Annotated in this window: 14 protein-coding genes and 1 tRNA gene; 9 read left to right on the plus strand and 6 right to left on the minus strand. The window is 58.4% G+C overall.

The window, feature by feature from the left end; translation table 11 throughout:
* Window positions 1-145: 145 nt before the first annotated feature.
* Entirely contained in the window at window positions 146-421 is a 276-nt protein-coding gene (locus tag AC1AYP_RS08645) for a FaeA/PapI family transcriptional regulator (RefSeq protein ID WP_476503189.1), read from the plus strand.
* A gap of 283 nt (window positions 422-704) precedes the next feature.
* On the opposite strand, the gene AC1AYP_RS08650 is transcribed toward AC1AYP_RS08645, so the two are convergent.
* Window positions 705-792, minus strand: a tRNA-Ser gene (locus AC1AYP_RS08650).
* A 400-nt stretch (window positions 793-1,192) separates the two neighbouring features.
* Here AC1AYP_RS08650 and AC1AYP_RS08655 point away from each other — a divergent pair.
* The 3 genes from AC1AYP_RS08655 (at window position 1,193) to AC1AYP_RS08665 (ending at window position 5,847) form a co-directional block, all read left to right on the plus strand.
* Entirely contained in the window at window positions 1,193-2,179 is a 987-nt protein-coding gene (locus AC1AYP_RS08655; protein WP_476503198.1) for a glycosyltransferase family 2 protein, read from the plus strand.
* Between the two features lie 1,695 nt (window positions 2,180-3,874).
* Window positions 3,875-4,777 (plus strand): DUF559 domain-containing protein, encoded by a 903-nt coding sequence (locus tag AC1AYP_RS08660; RefSeq protein WP_476503190.1) that lies wholly within the window; start codon window positions 3,875-3,877, stop codon window positions 4,775-4,777.
* A 140-nt stretch (window positions 4,778-4,917) separates the two neighbouring features.
* Entirely contained in the window at window positions 4,918-5,847 is a 930-nt protein-coding gene (locus AC1AYP_RS08665; protein ID WP_476503191.1) for an AEC family transporter, read from the plus strand.
* Between the two features lie 103 nt (window positions 5,848-5,950).
* Here the strand turns inward: AC1AYP_RS08665 and AC1AYP_RS08670 are convergent, their stop codons facing one another.
* A complete protein-coding gene (locus tag AC1AYP_RS08670) occupies window positions 5,951-7,141 on the minus strand; it encodes an ATP-binding protein (RefSeq protein WP_476503192.1) in 1,191 nt (396 codons plus the stop codon).
* Between the two features lie 403 nt (window positions 7,142-7,544).
* On the opposite strand from AC1AYP_RS08670, the gene AC1AYP_RS08675 reads away from it, so the two are divergent.
* The gene (locus AC1AYP_RS08675) at window positions 7,545-10,715 is read left to right on the plus strand and encodes a cell wall-binding repeat-containing protein (RefSeq protein WP_476547537.1); all 3,171 of its coding nucleotides are present in this window, start codon (window positions 7,545-7,547) and stop codon (window positions 10,713-10,715) included.
* A 130-nt stretch (window positions 10,716-10,845) separates the two neighbouring features.
* Here AC1AYP_RS08675 and AC1AYP_RS08680 read toward each other — a convergent pair whose 3' ends face one another.
* Window positions 10,846-11,790 carry a glycosyltransferase family 2 protein gene (locus tag AC1AYP_RS08680; RefSeq protein WP_476547539.1) on the minus strand — a complete coding sequence of 315 codons (945 nt, stop codon included), beginning with the start codon at window positions 11,788-11,790 and terminating at the stop codon, window positions 10,846-10,848.
* Between the two features lie 236 nt (window positions 11,791-12,026).
* Between AC1AYP_RS08680 and AC1AYP_RS08685 the strand changes: the two genes are divergently transcribed.
* The 4 genes from AC1AYP_RS08685 to AC1AYP_RS08700 all read left to right on the plus strand — a co-directional run bounded on the left by AC1AYP_RS08685 (window position 12,027) and on the right by AC1AYP_RS08700 (window position 15,177).
* On the plus strand, window positions 12,027-13,373 hold the full coding sequence (locus tag AC1AYP_RS08685) for a DUF6020 family protein (protein WP_476547541.1): 1,347 nt from the start codon (window positions 12,027-12,029) through the stop codon (window positions 13,371-13,373).
* 24 nt (window positions 13,374-13,397) lie between these two features.
* Window positions 13,398-13,676 (plus strand): hypothetical protein, encoded by a 279-nt coding sequence (locus AC1AYP_RS08690; RefSeq protein ID WP_476547543.1) that lies wholly within the window; start codon window positions 13,398-13,400, stop codon window positions 13,674-13,676.
* Between the two features lie 11 nt (window positions 13,677-13,687).
* Window positions 13,688-14,644 carry a glycosyltransferase family A protein gene (locus AC1AYP_RS08695; protein ID WP_476547544.1) on the plus strand — a complete coding sequence of 319 codons (957 nt, stop codon included), beginning with the start codon at window positions 13,688-13,690 and terminating at the stop codon, window positions 14,642-14,644.
* A 62-nt stretch (window positions 14,645-14,706) separates the two neighbouring features.
* Window positions 14,707-15,177, plus strand: coding sequence for an acyltransferase family protein (locus AC1AYP_RS08700; protein WP_476547545.1), 471 nt, complete (start codon window positions 14,707-14,709; stop codon window positions 15,175-15,177).
* Between the two features lie 408 nt (window positions 15,178-15,585).
* On the opposite strand, the gene AC1AYP_RS08705 is transcribed toward AC1AYP_RS08700, so the two are convergent.
* From AC1AYP_RS08705 to AC1AYP_RS08715, 3 genes are read right to left on the minus strand one after another with little or no spacing between them, the layout of a single operon-like run.
* Window positions 15,586-17,319 carry a DUF6020 family protein gene (locus AC1AYP_RS08705; protein WP_476547547.1) on the minus strand — a complete coding sequence of 578 codons (1,734 nt, stop codon included), beginning with the start codon at window positions 17,317-17,319 and terminating at the stop codon, window positions 15,586-15,588.
* 39 nt (window positions 17,320-17,358) lie between these two features.
* Window positions 17,359-18,648 (minus strand): ABC transporter ATP-binding protein, encoded by a 1,290-nt coding sequence (locus tag AC1AYP_RS08710; protein ID WP_476547548.1) that lies wholly within the window; start codon window positions 18,646-18,648, stop codon window positions 17,359-17,361.
* Entirely contained in the window at window positions 18,648-19,481 is an 834-nt protein-coding gene (locus AC1AYP_RS08715; protein ID WP_476547550.1) for an ABC transporter permease, read from the minus strand. Before AC1AYP_RS08715 ends, AC1AYP_RS08710 begins: the two co-directional genes overlap by 1 nt.
* Window positions 19,482-19,526: the final 45 nt, after the last annotated feature.

The following is a 19,526-nucleotide window of genomic DNA, read 5'->3' on the forward strand; positions in this document are numbered from 1 at the left end:
GAGTCCACGATTCCGTCTCCGTCACTGTGTCCACGCCATGTTGGCACGAGCCGTCGCATCACTCATGGGATGACTGTGATGGGGTGAGGATGCGCCATGCGCCGCGTCTGTCCGAGCCGATGCGCTCATGGATCCGCCGGTGCCGGTGAGTACGTTGAGCGAATTCCGCATCATCTTCGGACATCGCAGAATGACCGAGCAGGAAGGAACCTCATACTCGCGGGACAACATGCGTCAGGCGATTCTCTCGTATCTGGCGGAGCGGAACAGCGCCAGCACATCCGAACTGGCCGACGCGGCGGGAGTATCGGCGAAAACCATCCGCGACTACCTGTCCGGTTTGATGGACGAGAACCTCGTCGAGGGCATCGGGTCCAAGTACAGTCCCAAGCGCCGGTACCGGCTGGTGGCTTCCGAGTAGAAGCCGGGGCTGCGTTGCGTACTCCGAACCCGAACCTGGGAAGTTACTTAGGAACCTAGGAAGTGGGGTGTGGGTAAGGTTCCTAGGTTCGGGTACGGGTGCGGGCCGATGGGGGATGCCTGTGGGATGCGGGGCTCTGGCTGCGCGTCTGTCCGAACCGGTTGTTGAACGAGCGCACCGTCTCGACGTGTCCGCCTTGGGCTGGACGCCGCAGCGCTTGGACCCCACTTCTCGGGGTCGTCGGCAATGAAAAAGGGTTTCCGGAAAACTCCGAAAACCCTGTTGGCGGAGGATACGAGATTCGAACTCGTGAGGCTGTTACACCAACACGCTTTCCAAGCGTGCGCCATAGACCACTAGGCGAATCCTCCATGTGTTTCCCTGAACTCCTGAACAAGCAAGCTCAGCACACAATTGAGAGAGAATAGCATGGGATTTGCGGATGTGTCCAATCTTGTGTGCCATCGGCGTGTCGCGAGCCGTCGTCGACGTTGACGACGGTGGTCTCGTTCGCCTCGTTCCGGGGCGTCGTGAGCCTTCTCCCCACTGACAATCATAGGGTGTGAAGGTTAACGGAATGTGGTGGTCGTCGACCGGGTGCTGACGATGCCGGAAACGTCGTGGCCGCCGTTCGTCGGGTGGTGAGAGAATACGTCCATGACCGAAGTGAAGACGACCGCGAACGCCGCGAAGACCGACAAAACCGTCGCGAAGACCACGAAGACCGCGAAGACCGCGAAGAAGGACCCCAGGACCATCGACAAGCTCGCCATGGTCATCACCACCTACAAGCGCCAGAACCTGCTCGCCACCCTGTTCGAGTCGATTCTCGCGCTCGAACAGGCGCCGTGGCGCGTCATCGTCGTCGACAACGAGCATTCCGACGAGACCAAGTCCATGGTCGAGGATTTCGCCGCCGACGTCACCGCGCAGTGGGGCAAGACCGTCGCCGACCGTTCCGGCAACCAGTCGCGCGTCGTCTACGCGCCGCAGACCGAGAATCTGGGCGGCGCGGGCGGCTTCTCCGCCGGCGTGAAGAAGGCGTACCAGCTCGGCGCGGAATGGTTCTGGGTGATGGACGACGACGTCGCCGTCCTGCCCGACGGCATCGCCAAGCTCGCCCCGTGGACCCGTCGCCACGAGGTCATCCAGGGCAGCCGCTTCGACTATGACGGCGGCCCGTTCTACTGGCAGTACGATTTCCGCATCGGTCTCGGCATCCCGAACCCGATCGCGCCGGCCGCGTTCGGCCGCGCCGGCTTCCGCACGATGAACACGCTGTGCTTCGAGGGCGGCCTGTTCAACCGTCGCGTCGTCAAGGAGATCGGCCTGCCCGATCCGCGCTTCTTCATCTATTGGGATGACACGATCTACGGCTACCGCGCGAGCAAGGTCACCGCGCCGATCGTCATCCCCGACGTCGTGCTGCGCCGTACGCGCGAAATCGGCAACTGGGACATCGCCGGCCTGCGTCAGCTCAACTCCACGTCCGACATGAACCGCTACCACATCATGCGCAACCGCGGCTACATGGCCCGCTACTTCATGGTGTACGGCGACTACCGTCCGTTCCTCTTCGGCCTCGGCACAATCGCCACCGCCGCGAAGGAGCTCATCCGCCTCGTCATGGTCGACCGCGAGCACTTGAAGACCGGCGTCGTCCAGATCGCGAAGGGCTGGTGGGATTCCCGCAAGCTCCTGCACGACAACGCGTGGCGTCCGATGCCGTGCCCGCTGCCCGACGTGCTCGACGACTGATTCGGGGCCGGTTCCGCCGACCGGTGCGCTGCGGATGCGTCTGCCGTTGTGTCTGCCGCGCGATTGGTGATGGCGCTTGAGTACGGTCTGCCAACAGGGGTTTATAGGGGGTATGCCCCCTATAAACCCCATTTTAATGGCTTGCGCTCTTGGGGTGTTAGGGGGGCATTGAAGGGGGTATAACACCCACGCGCAAGAAGCGGACGGAGTCATGTCGGTGCTGACGCCCGGAGGCGTGATGTTCCAGAGCTTGTCAGATCTATGCAGGTAGAAGTGGCGAGATCTGGAGCCCCCCGTGGTGGCTGACAATAGGGGGTATTTCTGCCTATAGGGGGATTGCATAGGGGGACAGCTGCGAAGAATCTTTACGGGGGTATGGTGTAAAGAAGAACGGAGTATTGGAGTTGGGCTACTAACCCTGCCCTCAAGACATGTCCGATTGATCTCAGCTGCCTCATTCGGCTCAGGTGGTGCAGGAGCTAGCGGCGTGAATGGTGCTCCGTGACACACAACGAACGTTCGGTGGCTCGACCACGTCCCCTGGGGCTCGGACGGAAGGCGCCGTGCCGCGTTGCCTGTTTGACTACTAAAAAATATGGGGGCATTTTAGGGGGCTATTCCCCCCTTACTGCCCGGGCGTCTTCGAATCGCATTACCCCCGTTTATACCCCCTATCGACAGAATGGAGGACCGCAGAACGGGGTGCCATGTCAGGCCTGTAATGTGCGCGACTCGGGTAATCCCGGAAACTCGCCGCTTTCGTGCTAGCGCCGTTATTGTCTGTGCCGCCCGTACGCGTGCACCGATTGCTGGTTAGGGGGTATGTATGGCTCCATACCCCTGTTCAGCTTCAGCGGATAGGCTGCATGCCCCCTTCCTGACCCCCTATTGGTTACGGCACCCCCGTAAATCACATAGGCGTATGGGGGGCAGCGCGCGGGCGCGTATGCCCGTTTGCCTCGTCACTCCTTCTGCGGCCTCGTTCTCTCCGCCTTGCGTTGTGCATGCTGCGCACGCTGTGCATGCCGCGCACGCTGCAGGCTGATTTGCCCACAGGGCATGAACCTGCGTGGAAACTCCGGAACGCGGAGACTTGGGGCTCTCGAACATGTATGGTTTGCCCCGCTTTGTGCGTGGTTGGGCACGTAACGTGCATGGTTGGAAGGGCAACGTGCATAAACGAGCATGCAACATGTAGGAGAATAACGCCAACCTGCAGTGTATGGTCCTGAAGGCATCCGCATCTACGATTATTTATGTCGCCGACTTCCGCGGAATTCCAAGGATCGTGGTCTTGCAGGCAGCCGGCGGGAAGACGTTCTTCAAGGTCGTGCCCTACAGGTTCAAGCCAATCGGCTACAGGTTCGTCCGGTTCTTCTACAGGTTTCCGCCTGGACTATGCAGGTACCTACCCGAACCATGCAGGAATGCGTCTGAAGCATACAAGTTCGGATACGGATACGCCCTGTATGGTCCTGTCCCCATGCGCCTGTACACACTTGGCCGGCCCCGGCCGGCCCGGGCCGGCCCGATGGCGTGCAGAACTGCCAAGCATGGGGCAAATCCTCACTCGGCGGCTCCCATGTACGGTTCCTCCCGAAAGTCATCTCCGGTTATCCACCGTCTCATACGTGCTCCTCCACCGCGGGCCGGCTGGATTTCAGCTCCGATCCATGACCGCCTACGCTTCATGCCATGAACGTTGCAACCACACCGACGACCCCGGGCATTGCGATGAGGCAATTGGCGCTGAACCGGCTTGACGAACTGCGCAAGGCCATGGACCTCGCGAACAGGCATGGTGTCGCATTCGAGTGCGGTCTGATTTCAGCCCTCCGGCTGCATGGCATCGAGCTGCCGCTGCTCCCGCGCGGCGCGCTTGACCTGGAGAAGCTGCACATCGTCGTGGACGACCCCGCGAAGCGGCGCATCTGGAATGGAGTGCAATGCCATCTGTTGACCAAGCCCGCGTGGCTGACCATTCCCCAAGAACACCGTCGCGAGTATTCGCCCGGCCAGATCATCGAGGGCGTGCAAGCGACGCATCCGCTGCTGGTCTGGGCTCAGATGGCGCGGATTCTCGACGAGGACGAGCTGACGGTGCTTGCCGACTCGATGATGCGCCGCAACCAATCCGACCCGCATTTCACCCCGGATGATTTCAATGCGCTGTTCGAAGTCCTGCCGCCGCGGTTCAAAGGCCGCGTGAAATGCCTAAACGCCATGCGCCGCATGCGCGAGAACACCGATTCCTCGATGGAGACCCGGCTTCGTCTCAGATTGGAGGCCGAGCCGCTGCCGGAGCTTCGCTCATTACAGGTCAACCACAAGGTGGCGATTAACGAAAACGGTGCCTTCGTATATCTGGATATGGCGTTGCCCGATCTGCGCATCGGCATCGAATACGCGGGACGTCATCACGCCGACCAGTGGAGCGACGACGTGTCCCGCCAGTCCGCGCTCACCGCGGTCGGTTGGGAGGTGCTGACCGCGCACAACAACACCTTGAAGGACGCCGAACAGTGGCGCGAGTTCCTGATCCGGCTGACCGCGTTGGTCCTGAGCCAGCGCCAATACCACCGCCGCCACCAACGATGAACGCCATGTGACCGTCCCGCCGCCGCCCGCCCTTCACGCGCCTATGGTGTCTTGCGTATCCGATAACCACAACCCACGCATAACCACAACCTACGCAATCACACCAACCCACACCAACCCCACATCAAAAAGGCCATTCCATGCTGTTCCAATCCGGCGCGCTGCTGCTCGCCATCATCGGCCCGTACGCGCTCAAGCATCTGCACGTGTTCGGCGACCGCGACTACAAGGTGACGCAGGGTCTCGTATTCAACCTGACCCTGCCGTGCGCGATCATCCTCTCGTTCGCCACGAACAAGCATGACATGCGCATGCTGTGGATCGTGCTGTTCGGCTTCTTCGCGTGCGCCGTCCCGCTGTTCGTCGTCTACGCGGGTTCGCGCGGCGACGAGCGCAACTACCGCGCGTTCCAGATGCTCAACGCGTCCGGCCTGAATCTGGGCGCGTTCTGCCTGCCTGTGGTGCAGACGTTCATGGGCGCGTCCGCGGGCCTGCCGGTCATCATGCTGGACATCGGCAACGCGACGGTCGCGACGGCCGGTTCGCTCACGATCACGCGCACGCTGCTGCACATGGACGACAATTTCAAGAGCCTGCCGCTGGTGCTGCGTCTGCGCAACATCGCGCGTGATTTCCTCGGTTCGATCAGTTTCGACATCTACATGCTGATGCTCGTGTTCATGTTCCTGCACATCACCATCCCGCAGCCGATCGTCACGTTGATCACGCCGTTCGCCAATGCGAACGCGTTCTGCGCGATGGCGATGATCGGCCTGATGATGGAGGTTCCGGACAATCGCAAGGATAAGATCGAGCTCGCGAAGGTGATTGCCTGGCGCGCGCTGTTCGGCGTGCTGATCGCGCTCGCCGCCTGGTTCCTGCTTCCGTTCGATATGCGTATCCGCGAGATCGTCGTCCTCGGCTCGTTCGCCCCGATCACGATCTTCTCGACGAAGTTCACCGATTCCCTGACCGGTAACGCGAAGCTCGCCGGTTTCTCCCTGACCGTCACCGCCGTCATCTCCCTGGTCGTGATGACCGCCCTCCACGCCGCCCTCCCGGGCGCGTGAGTGCGCGTGCGTGTGCGTGCGTGAGTGCGTGCGTGTGCGACGCGCGATCTGCGTCGCACCGTCGCGCATTCACGTACGTCACGGTGCGTGGCCGGCACCGTCGCTACTCCAGCAGCCAGTCGATGATGTTGGTCTGTTTGATGCCGGCGTGATTCCCGTTCCCGATGCGGTCCATGGTCAGCAGGGTCTTGGGATGGTTGTCGTCGATGATTCGGAGCGGGCGGAGTTCTCGGGCGAGCGTGGATTCGTCCATCACGCTTAGTGAAACCTGGTAATAGTGGTCGCCTTGAGAACCCGGCGTATAGAAGTCCACTTCGGTGGCGCCTACTTTGCCGATGTGGACGGTACGGTGGCGTCGGAGCAGCTCGAGGTAGATGATGTTCTCAATGCGGTGCCCGAGGTCGCCGCCGGTTTTGCCGAGGAACCAGAATCGGAAGCCGGGATCTCCCAGATAGTATTTTTCAAGGGTCTTCAGATAAGCTTTGCCTTTGATGTCGTATCTGTCGGCTCGGAACAGCAGATAGTTCTCGCGCAGGGCGGTGATGTACTCGTTCACCGTGGTGGGGGAGATGCCGCGATGGGTCTGTTTCATGGCATCGGCTATGCCTTTCACGGATGTGATGTTGCCGGCATTGTCCGCCAGGAACGAGGCGACTTCGTTGAAGGCGGCGGTGTTGATGCGCGGATGGCGTTGCGCGATGTCTTTGACGAGGATGGTGTTGAAGACACCTCCGAGGTAGTCCGCGATGTCCTGATCGGAGTCGAGGGTGGCCGCGTACGGCAGGCCGCCGTACAGCAGGTAGCGGCCGAAGGACTGTTCCGGCGTCTCGGTGACGGGTCGTACGCTGCGGTATTCCTTGAACGATAGGGGCAGCATGCGGAGTTCCACGTATCGTCCGGTGAGTCGTGTGGCCAGTTCGCTGGAGAGCAGGTCGGCGTTCGATCCGGTGAGGTAGAGGTCGACGTCGTCGCGCACATAGAGTCCGTCGGCGGCGCGTTCGAACTCCCGGACATGCTGGATTTCATCCAGGAACACGTAGTTCGTGACGCCTGGTGTCAGACGAGAGACGATGTAGTCGTAGAGGGGTTTGGCGTCGGTGGGGTAGTCCTCTTCCAGGCTTTCGAAGTTGATGGCGATGATGCGTTCCGGTGCCACGCCCTCGGCGATGAGATAGTCGCGGAATAGTTTGAGTACGGTGGATTTGCCGCAGCGGCGCAGACCCGTGACCACTTTGATGACGTCCTTGCCGCGCCATCGTTCCAACCAATCCGTGTACGTGGGGCGATCGATCATTACGCGTCCTCCTCATTCCTGTGCGGTCCCAACTCGCTTGCAGCCCGTTTGCAAGACTTCTGCAGTCGTGGCATGCCGCCAGAATCCACCGCTTCTATCAGTGATGTGGCAAGTATATGTCATTCCGTGAATTTCTATCAGTTTATGTGATAGAACTCTGTTACAGAGGAAGTTGTACTACCTATTCCGGCAAAACAAACAATTCGCCTCAGCTGGATGCCGATGTGCGCCCGTTATTTGCTCCGTGCGCTGTCGGGAGTCACGCCTCCCGTATCGGGCTTCGTCTTATCCGACTCGCCGGTTAGACTGAACCACGGTCGAAAACGTTGCGATTGCGCCGGTTCCCGCGTGTGGCGGCCGGCATGATGGTCGATGCGGCGAGAGCGCGTCAAGGAGTCTGGACATGGTGGGGAAGAATCGGTTTGGTGCATCGGGGCATGGTTCTGTGGAGTCGTGCGCGTCGCGTATGCCGCGTGTGTTGCGTGTGGCCGCGGCGCCTGTGGCGTCGGTGGTGTCTGTTGCGTTGTTGGGTGCGGTGTGCGTGGTTCCGGCCAGTGCGCTCGCCGACGTGGGTGCGGGTGCTGCGGGTACTGCGTCTGTTGCGCCCGTCGCGAGTGCCGCGTCCGGCGCGACCGCGTTCGCGGCGCGTCCGGTCGCCGGCGATACGGCCTCCGATGCGATGCCGGGTAATCCGGATGCCGATCTGCCGGACAGGGTGTCTTCCGATATCCCGGATGATGCGACGGTGGTGTCGGAGCAATATGCGGTGACTCCGGATGGCGGGTTGAAGGACATCGAGACGGGCGAGACGGTCACCGATCCGCGGATCGTGGGGACGGAGAGCCGGCAGCCGGATCCGTTGGCGAAGTCGGGAGGCGAGTCGTTCATCCCGGTGAGCGCGGCCGAGGTGAAGGCGAAGGTCGCGGCGAACGGCGGCGACGTGGAAGCGGATGCGGCGGATGCGTCTGGCGTCGCTTCCCGTTCCGTCGGTTCCGTGCGGCTGGCGTCTCTGCCGGGCAACGAGTATGGCGCGCATTGGGGTTCGTATAACGGGACTCCGGCGTTCTTCGACGCGAAGGACAATCTGTTCGTCCAGCAGGCGAAGGGCGTAATCGACGTGTCGACGTGGCAGGGGACGATCGACTGGCAGAAGGTGAAGGATGCGGGCGTGGGTGGCGCGATCATCCGTCTGAGCTATGGCTGGGACAACGGGTTCGACGCGCAGGCGTTGCGCAACATCAGCGAGTGCCGGCGTCTGGGGATCCCGTTCGGCGTGTACGTGTTCTCGTATGCGGAGAATGCGGGTGACGGCGCGTCGGAGGGCGCGGACGTGGTGAGCCTGCTGCGGAAGGCGGGTGTGAATCCGGGGGACTTGAGCTATCCGGTGTTCTATGACTTGGAGACGTGGACGTACACGGGGCACCGGAGCCCGTCGTCCCCGGGCGTGTACGAGGGGATCGTGGACGCCTGGTATGCGAAGCTTCAGGCGGCGGGCTATACGAATCTGAGCGTCTACTCGTACACGAGCTATCTGGACACGGCGTTGAACAGCGTGAGCATCCATGCGAGGACGCGTTGGGTGGCCCAGTACGGTTCGACGATGCAGTACGCCGCGTTCCCCACGAACGACCGCGGCTGGCAGTACACGAGCAGCGGTAAGATCATCGGCATCACCGGCAACGTCGACCTCAACGCCTTCGGCAATCAGGAGTATCAGGCCGGTTACGATATGCGCGCTCTTGAAAAGCTGTCGTTGCCGCAAGGTGAGTATTACGTAGACGCCGCGTCGAAATTGGATTCCTCGGCGCAGATCGAGAATGGTTCCACGGTTGCTGGTGCGGTCATACGGCTGCAATCCGGCACACAGGAGTCGATGAAATTCCAGTTCATCCCGCAATCCGACGGCTCATACGAAATCGTGAACGTCAAATCCGGTCTTGCGTTGGATGTGAAAGGCGGTACTGCGGTTAAGGGGGCTGTGGTACAGCAGTGGACGCGCAACAATACGCTTGCGCAACGTTGGTTGCTACGCGTGGCGGACGAAGGCGGCGTGTACATCCAGTCCGCATTGGGCAATTGGGTGCTGGATTTGGTCGGCGGCAATACGGCGGATGGCACGCAAGTGCAGCTGTATGCGCCGAACGACACGGAAGCGCAGCGATTCGTGATCGCCGATGCCGGTGTCGCAGCGCCGGATGGTTCAGCGCGTCTGTCCGCTTCCGGTCGGAGCGACTTATCGCTCGGTGTAGCTGATGGTTCATACGATGATGGCGCACAGCTCCAGGTGCAGTCGTGGTCCGGCGCGGATTCCCAGTTGTTCCGGTTCAACCGCGTAGGTAATGGCCTGGTCGAGATGCGTAGCGTGAATTCAAACAAGCTGGTAGAAGTCGCGACCGGCGCGATGGTGAATGGCGCGCGCATCCAGCAACGGCCGTCGGATGGTTCGCTGGCCCAGTGGTGGTCGTTGCGTGATGCGGGGAATGGCACCATCGCTCTGGTAAACGCGAAGTCGGGTCGTGTGATTGATGTGACGGGCGGCAATATCGCAGCGGGTACCGCTGTGCAGTTGTATGGCTGGAACGGCACTGCGGCGCAGTCGTGGAAAATTTCGCAAGTAGAATCGCAGCACGGTAGTATCTCCCGTCTAGCCGGTGAGACTCGTTACGAGACCGCTGATGTGATTGCTGCGACCGGCTTCAAACAGTCAGATTGGGTGGTGATTGCATCGGGAGAATCATTCCCGGATGCGTTATCCGCGTCAGCGTTGGCCGGCCGACTGAATGCGCCGGTGCTGTTGTCGCGTCCAGACGTGGTGAGCGATACTCTCGCGGCACGTATCAAGATGTTGGGCGCGAAGAAAGCCGTGTTGATTGGCAGCGAGGTGGTGTTGTCATCCAAGCTGGAAGACCAGATAAAGGTTCTGGTGGAAAATCATGTGGTGTACCGTTTCGGCGGGGCGACTCGTTACGAGACATCGCTGAGCATATTGCGTGATGCTCCGAAGGAGCTTGATTTTAAATGGCCGTCGGATACAGTGATTGTTGCCAGTGGTGAGAGTCCGTATGATGCTCTTTCCGCGTCGCCTATCGCGTATCGGACGAAGTCTCCGATTGTGCTGACGGGCACAGACGGGTTGGATACGGCTACCTTGAAGATTGTCCGCGAGACTGGTTTCGGCGCAGCATTGCTGGTTGGTGATGACACGGTGGTGCCGGCAACGGTGGAATCGCAATTGGGAACAATCACTAAGACGCGTCTTGCAGGTGATAATCGGTATGAGACATCAGCAGCAGTGATGGATTATGCGTTGGAGCACAAGCTCCTGAAGGCAGACGGTGTGGTGATGTCATCGGGTGAAAACTATCCTGACGCGCTTGCTGGGGCTGCGCTCGCAGGCAAGACTGGCAATGTACTGGCGTTGGCGAACAGTGCAGATACTTATACGGTACAGCTTGCCGCTGCCGCCCAATCTAGTGGCAACAGGGATACCGCGTACGTATTGGGCAGTACGACCGTGTTCAATGAGTACACGTTCTCTCGTGTCGCTGCAAAACTCGGCAAACATATCCAGTAATACGGTGATTCGTGTATCGCGGGTTAAGCTGCGCACATGATGGGGGCTCGGAATCCGTGTGAAACCGAGAGCTCATGCTTGGATTGTATCCTTATAAGGATACAATCCAAGCACTTCTTTTGTGTTGGGGTTAGTGGCGCTTCATATAGGCGAAGCGGTTGGCGTCGACGATGAACGTCTTGCGGTCGTTTTTGGCGATGACATCAAGAATGATGCCGGTGACGATGAGCAATAGCCCAACGATGACGAGCATGATGGCACCGATGAGCGTGGGGAAGTGGACGACCACGCCGGTGCTCACGAAGTCCGCGGTGACCCATCCGCACAGGATGATGCCGATGATGCCGATGATGAGGCCGAGTCCGCCGAAGAAGGGCAGCGGCTTGTACTCGCGGATCATGCGGAAGATGGTGCTTATCACCTTGATGCCGTCTCCCACCGTGTCCAGCTTGGACACGGAACCGGCCGGACGGTCCCGGTATTGGATGGGCATCTCGTACAAGCGCAGATTGTTGTTCAGGGAGTGGATGGTCATCTCGGTCTCGACCTCGAAGCCGCGCGAGAGCACGGGGTACGTCTTGACGAACGTGAAGTTGAACGCGCGGTAGCCGGTCATGATGTCGGTGACGTGCGCGCCGAACAGGTGGTTGATGGAGCCGCGCACCAGCCGGTTGCCGAAGTTGTGGAAGGGACGCTTGTTCTCCTGGAAGTACGTGGAGGAGAGGCGGTCGCCGATGACCATGTCGTACCCTTCGAGCACCTTGGCGACCATGTCGGGGGCCGCGTCCGCCGGGTAGGTGTCGTCGCCGTCGGCCATGACGTACACGTCCGCGTCGATGTCCTCGAACATGGCTCGGATCACGTTGCCCTTGCCCTGGCGGGGCTCTCTGCGTACGACCGCGCCCGCTTCGCGGGCGATTTCGGCCGTGCGGTCGGTGGAGTTGTTGTCGTACACGTACACGGTCGCGTCCGGCAGCGCCACCCTGAAATCACGCACCACCTTCCCGATCGTCACCTCCTCGTTAAAACAAGGAAGCAGCACAGCAACAGAAGAACCTACAGGCGCATCAGACATGTGCCTCACTATACGCGTCGACTCGTATGATGAAATGAATTGCGTATGGATATTGGGAGGAGATAGTGGTGCGTAGGGTAGTTGCGTTGGTACGGTCGTCGCGACGAGTGGTATGGCTGCCGGTGTTATTGGGATTGGTAATGGGCGTGGGTGGGTACTCCGCGACACGTGGAGCGGTCGCATTTGGAGATCCTGCATTGTACGTGCAGTGCTTCATGTACGTGGCGGTGTTCTGTATGTTGTTCCCACTGTTATTTGCCATGCAGGAGCGAGTGTACCTGCGTGGTGATGAGGATTTTGCTGGTGCGGAGATGGCCTCTGGTACCGGCGAAATAAGCAATTGCGAAGTACGGGTCAATGGGTTTTCCCGATTGCGCCGGGTTATACAGTTCGAGCACGTGCTGCATGCGCCGAACCTGTTGCGTGATGCATTGCGTATGTTTGTGTGTTGGTTGCCATACATCGTTCTGCTGTATCCGGGAATTCTATACTGGGATACAGGCGATCAGGTAGCGCAATTCTTCGGATTGTCGATATTTGGTCTTCAACCTGGAATTACTTGGGATCACCATCCTTTTCTTGACACATATTTCTATGGTTCGGTAATTTGGCTAGGTCATACGATTAGCGGTCATTACGAAGTTGGTGTATTCCTGCTATCGGTGTTACATGCATTCCTTGCATGCATTGCTGTGAGCGCGATGCTTGCATATCTGTGTGAGCGCGGATTGGCAGGCAAGGCATTGACGGTATCAGATAGAATTTTCTGTTTCTTTCCTGTATTCCCGATTATGTTTGCGTCTATTGTAAAAGACACCACTAATGTGATTGTATTGCTTGGCTGGCTGGTTATGTACATGCGTTTGATAGATTCAAAACTTGCGCGGATTGTGAGGTCAAGCTTCTTTGTGGGATTCATAGTAATGTCGCTGTTGGTGGCACTTACTAAAAAAGTTGGCTTGTATTTAGTTGTTGTGGCAATACTGTTGCTTATTGTTGGCAGGTATAAAGCCCGTTTTAAAGCAATTTGCGTGGCGATGGCGGTCGGCTGTTTCTTGTTTGTGAGTGTTTTCCTACCGAAAGTACTGTTCCCGCAATTGAACATCGTGCCTGGAGAACGTCAGGCCGCCATTGTCGTCCCCATCCAAATGGTCGCTCGTGTCGCTCACGCCAATCCTTCTGACGTGACCGATGCGGAGAAACGTGCATTGAATGCGTATCTTCCAATGACTTGGGATGAGATGGGGCAGAAGTACGTGCCATTCACGGCGGATCCGGTAACTGGTAATGAGATTACTACTGGTGGCAGTGCTGTTGATTTCGTCAAGGCATGGCTCTCAATTGGGCTAAAACACCCACGCGCGTATGCGCAAGCGTTCATTAGCGTCGAATCTGGTTGGCTTGCATTCAACGGTGCGCCAGCGAACAACGTGGAGCCGCAGGCTCCTTATCCAGAGATTGCATTGCAATATCAGCCGTTGACTGCAAACGCATTGAATGATTCCACATTTGGCCAGCTTGTACCCAACGACAAGCCCAGCAAGGGACAGGCTGCAGTGAAAAGTCTAATGCGCGTTCTATAGGATACTCCGGTCATCAACGTGTTCATGTATCTCACCGTGTGGACGCTGATTGTACCAGCGTATCTGCTGTACGCACTGATACGGCGTCGTCCCAATCGCAATGACGTCATCCGGTTCATCCCGTACTGGATTGTTACGGCGTTCCTATTCCTCTGCCCCGTGACTGTCCAATTGCAGAATGATCATTCATCACCAACCCGTTATGCGTTCCCGATGCTGGTGATGGGCGTCACCATGATCGGTGTGAATCTGCTAGGAACGAACACCGTTACAGAAGATGGGCAAATCCAACAGAACCATTAGGCTGAATAGTTATGAGTATGAAGACGTCGGTTGCTACGTGGGTATGGAAGTCGAAGAACAGATTGCGAAGGGCGGTGACGCATGCTGGCCGCAGGGCGGCATGCCGTTCCCGTATCATTGCGTCATTGACGTCTTATCCGCCTCGTATCGGCGGTGTGCATGTGGCGATTCAGTCATTGTTGGCCCAGCGCGTGTTGCCGGACATGATTGTGCTGTGGTTGTGCGAACAGGATTTCCCGAACAAGGAGCGCGATCTTCCACAGTCACTGCTGGACATGCGTGCCCATGATGTAGTGATTCGATGGGTTCCGGAGAATCTGAAACCGCACAAGAAGTATTTCTGGGCGCTGCAAGAATACCACGACGACATCGTGATTCTATTTGACGATGATTTGGTGTATCCGAACACGTGCATCGCTGATCTGATGGTGATGCATGAGCGGTTCCCGCAGGCGATTGCAGCGACACGTACGCATCTGATGATGTTCAACGAAGATGGTTCGTTGAAGCCATACAATCAATGGATGTATGAGGCGCCAGCTCATCACCCGCAGTTGGTAGGGAAACCGTCGCTGCGCCTATTCGCGACCACCGGTTTTGGCACGTTGTTCCCGCCGAACATTATGCCGCAGGCGACGTTCGATGAGGAGGCGATTCGTCGTTGCGCGTTGAATGCCGATGATATTTGGCTGAAAGTTATGGAGGTTGCCGGACGGATTCCTGTGGTGTCCGCCACGACGAATCAGCTGATTGATTTGATGCCGGTGGGCGAAGCAATGGAACAGTGCCGGTTTACGTATGTGCCGGATACGCAAGACGTCGCGTTGTGCCACGACAATGCGGAGAGTGGCGGCAATGATGTGATTCTTGCGGATACGCTCGCCGACCCGAAGGTGCGGCAATTGCTGGATGGTGATTTCGCGAAGTTGGTCTGGGATGACGAGCTGGAGCGGGCCATCGGCGAATGACGAGCAAGACACTCATGGCTCGCCACATACAGGATTCTGGCTCTATGGCTCGTCCGCAGCGTATGGCGTCCATCGGCCTTCTGCGTGTGCTCGGCATCATCGCAGTGGTCGCCACGCATGCGTTCGCGTTGATACCGACACGCAGGCTCCTGTTGTTCATGTGGCAGGTGCCGTTGTTCTTCCTGCTGAGTGGATACTTCTTCCGTTTCGACCGCGCGTTCGACAAGGATACTGCGGCGAGGGCGCGCACGTTGCTGGTTCCGTATGCCTCATGGATGGTGGTGGTTGTGCTCAACTACGGCTATCAGAAGACCCATCAGGTGCCGGTGACGTGGGATTACCTGTTCTCGCTGGTGAAAGGCGGGCATTACATCGGTGCGCCGTTCTCGGCGTTCTGGTTCTTCACCGCGTTGTTCTTCGTGAGGCTGTATGTGCGTTCGCTCGCGTCCGTCAGACCGTGGCTGTTGGGCGCTGGCGCGGCCGTGGCGCTTGTGTTGAGCGTGACGGTTCCTGAACGATTGGGCGATATCTGATGGGCCGCGGGAGTAGCCGTGCCGATGCTCGTGTTTTTGGCGGCGGGTATCGCCGTCCGATGAGTCAGTACGTGGATTGACACCACGTGAGATGCTGTTTGGATGAAAGCTCTGGCCGGTGCAGTGATGTTCGTCGTCGGTATTGCCTGCTATGTGGCTTGGCCGGCTCCGATGGGCATCAAGTACGCGGATTTCGGTACGCTGGTCGTCGGCATCATCAGATCATGCCTGTTATGCGGTGGCCTGGTGCTATTGTTCTCTACGTTCACGTTCCGATTCACAGTAGTTTCCACGTTGGCGCAAGCAGGTATTCCGGCATTATTCATTCATCCCAGACTGATTCTATGGCTCGAGGATTACATTGATTCCGGCGTGATGCGGTTCATTCTCGTCGTGGTGGCGTCGTCCCTAATCAGGTTGCTGATTAATCGTTCTGCCAAGGTGAGAACGATATTGGGCTGATACATGGAGAGTGTTTTCGTCTCCGAAACCAGTACCGTGCAGCACCGACACGAGAAACAGCGGTACCACGCACATCAGTTGCAGAATGTACCGGGTCGGTTCGCCACCCGTGGCTGAGACGGGCACCATCAGCAGATAGGCGAAGCTCATGTTGAGTGGCATCATCGTAACGAGACGCCGGAACTTGCCTTTGCCAGGGCGCAGCACCTCATAGAGCAGGAAGAACGGGATGATGGACGCCCACAGCGCCTTCGTGAACAGAAGGTTGAACACCGGCACAGATTGAGCGGCGTCGTATACGTCACGTACCGTGCTGCCGGCCATCGACTTCACCGGCCATTGCGGCACGAAGTCTAGAATCAGTTTATTGAACCATTCTGAATCGGTGAGTACCACCATATATGAGGGTGTGCCATCGTAGTTGCGGAAATCAAACCATCCTTGAATCAGACCGAGATAGGCTTCAAGATTCCCCACGGGGTATTCTGCGGCCTTTCTTACCCAGAGCTTCAGAAAATCCCCCATCAGGTCGGGATTCTTCAAACTTCGGAGTTTGACGGGATCCGCACTGTAGGACGTATAGACCTCAGGAATCTTGTCATAGTCCACGGAGAGGAAGTCGGAGACGAGCTTTCGGTCTGCCGCGGACATATTGTCGCCACCGTATTTCACGTCATGGGCGACCATCTGAATCGCGTAGGGAATCGCCTCCTGCTTGCCACCCGGTTGCGCATGGACTGCGGGCAAAGCCACTTTAGGCACGAAGACCAGCATGATTGCAGCAAGAAGCACACCCAGCGCCGCTACCACAATCTTGGTGCGTTTCGCCAGGCCCAATGCACACAGGAAGATGAGTGACGGGACGATGATGTACACGCATGGTTTCTTCGTCAGACAAGACAACAGTCCTGTGGTGAACAAGCCCGCGTAAAGCATCGTAGGAACGACCGACTTCCTGCGTCGAATCACTTCGACGAACAGCAGACAGAACGGCGTGAAGAACAATGCGGACAGGGTGTCTTTCACCAGCGAGGAGAACAGTATCGGGAATGCGGGAAAGAGCGAGTACAGCATGAGCTCCAGCGTGCAGACGACCTTGCTGGCTCCAAGTCTCGCGCAATACATGACGGTCAACGCAAGTATCAACGGCATGAGCAGCTGCTGGAACAGTACCAGTATGTAAAGCCCCATGATTGGGTTGCCGAACAGGTGCTGGCCGAAATCGGCCATGCCGCCGTAGAGCATCGTCACCAAGAACGGATGATGGTCGGTGAACACATTGGCGCCGTAATGCTCCAACAGCTGCCCGGAATCGTCTGCCCAGTACACGCCGGGGAAGAGCATCACCATATAAGGCAGCCAGCATACGAGGATGACGGCCCATAGCTTCAGCAACGTACAGGGGCACCATGAATAATTCACCAGTCTGGTGATTGCTGGGCTGGGAGTGTGCTTGTCCTGTCCGGCAATGAGCGTCCCGGTCTGGACACGTTCGCGCAACAGATCCAGACCGATGAACGCCATGACGAAGAGGATGATGAACATCGCCATGCGTAACCATACGGATACATGATTCAGATAGAGACGCCCATCTGCGTTGACGATGGCATCGCACAGGCCGAATAGTACTCCCAGAACAATCGGCACGGCGATTCTGCCCTGCCGCAGGTGCTGATGCATCGCGATTCCTCTCCTTATGTATCGGCGTATGCCGATGTCTCAGTCGAGCTGCTTGACCTCCATCGAGCTCTTGTTGAGAAGCGCGTAACCATTGTTGCCGGGGATGCGCAGGGCGAAATCGCAGGAGCGGCTTTCGTCCGTGTAGGCAAGCTGTTGGTTCGACTTGATGTTGCTCGGATCGGGCAGGGAGCGTAGCTGCGCGGTGAGACGGTAGTCGCCATTGCAGATTGCGTCGAGCGGCAGCTCGAACGTCACGGTCTGGCGTCCGCGCTTCTTCTGGCGCAGGTCGGCGGCCGTGTCGTAGATGATGCCGCCACGCTTCATGTCGAGCAGGGTGAGTGTCAGGTAGAACTCCACGTCCTCATTGAACTCATAGTCCACGTGGAAACGGAAAGGTTCCTTGGTCTTCACCAGCTGGGAGTCCGCGGCGCGCACGTTCAGCACAGGCACACGCTCGCTCAGACCGGCCGGGTACTCGGCTTCGGCCGCGGCGGCGGCACGGGCCTTCTGCTCGGCCTCCTGCACCTTGAGATTCTCCAGTGTGTACTGGTCGGCCACGTCATCTTTGTTGCCGGAGACGACGATTTCGCCGTCCTTGATCAGGATGGCCTTGTCACAGTAGCGCTTCACTGCCTCCATCGAGTGCGTGACCAAGATGATGGTCTTGGTGGGGTCCTTCTTCATCTGCGCGAAGAAGTTATCACACTTGCGCTGGAACGCCTCGTCGCCGACGGCGAGCACCTCGTCGAGCACGAGGATGTCGCCCTGCGCCTTGATGGCCACGGAGAAGGCGAGACGCACCTGCATGCCGGAGGAGTAGTTCTTGAGTTTCTGGTCCATGAACTCCTCAAGCTCGGCGAACTCGACGATGTCGTCGTACATCGAGTCGATCTCTTCACGAGTGAAGCCGAGCAGCGCACCGTTCAGGTACACGTTTTCGCGGCCGGTGAGCTCTGGGTTGAATCCTACGCCCAACTCGATGAACGGCACGAGTTTGCCCTTCACCGTCACGCTGCCCTTTTCGGGCACATAGATCTGGGAGATGATCTTCAGCAGCGTGGACTTGCCGGAACCGTTGCGGCCCACGATGCCGAAGAAATCGCCCTGATGAACCTCGAAACTGATGTCCTTGAGCACATGTTGTTCCGTGTAGCCCTTGATGCCTTTCGTCCAGTTGAGGAACGCCATCTTGAGGCCCGTGGCCTGTTCAGTGGGCAGGCGGAAATACTTCGCGACATGGTCGACCTTGAGGACGACGGGACGGTCGTCGACTGCGTTCCCGGCCATGGCGTCAACGTCCTTTTCGGTTTCGATCGTAGTTTCAGTCATCAGAGCACCTCCGCGAACTTGGCGCTGTACTTACGGAAGATATGGATGCCCAGCCACAGCACCACCACGGACAACACGTACGGAATCAGACACAGCAGCGGGTTCCCGACCACGGTCCAGATGGTCGGCACGTATTCGGGTGAGAGCAGGTTGTGACGGATGTCCATAATCGCCTGCGTGGTCGGCATGAACATCATCAGGTCGGCGGCCCAGCTGAATTCCGGGTTCTTCTGGACCATGGACAGCGGGTAGATGATAGGCGTCGCGTAGAACAGCGCCTGCAGGATGACATCCCAGATATGACCGATGTCGCGGAAGTACACGTACAGGGATCCGAGCAGAAGGGCGACGCCAAGCGAAATCGCATACAACTGGATGATGCTCGGAATAACAGTCAGCACACGCCACGTGTAGTGCGCGTGGGCGAAGAAGCCGAACAGAATGACCACGCCCAGATTGATGGCCAGGGAAATCATCGAGCCCATCGTGGTGGCCGCCACGATGATGTAGTTCGGGAAGTGGATCTTGCGCAGCAGGTCGCCGCGATCCACAATCGAACGCATGCCCATGCTCGTGGATTCGGTGAAGAACTGCCACAGGCAGGTGCCGCACAGCAGCGAGATCGGGAAGGTGGGCGTGCCGTCCGTGAACTTGAGGAACTTCACGAACACGATGTACATGACGGCGAACAGCATCAGTGGCTGGAGCACCGACCACAGCACGCCAAGGTATGATCCCTGGTAGCGGAGCTTGAAGTTGGTCTTCACCAGCTCCTTGAACACGACCAGCGCGTAATGATACCTCTCCTCGAGGCGTTTGATCACGTCTTTCACAAGCGTCCTATCCTACTCATGCGAGACAACAAGGCTGCCGCCATC

This window comes from Bifidobacterium sp. LH_424, assembly GCF_056356895.1.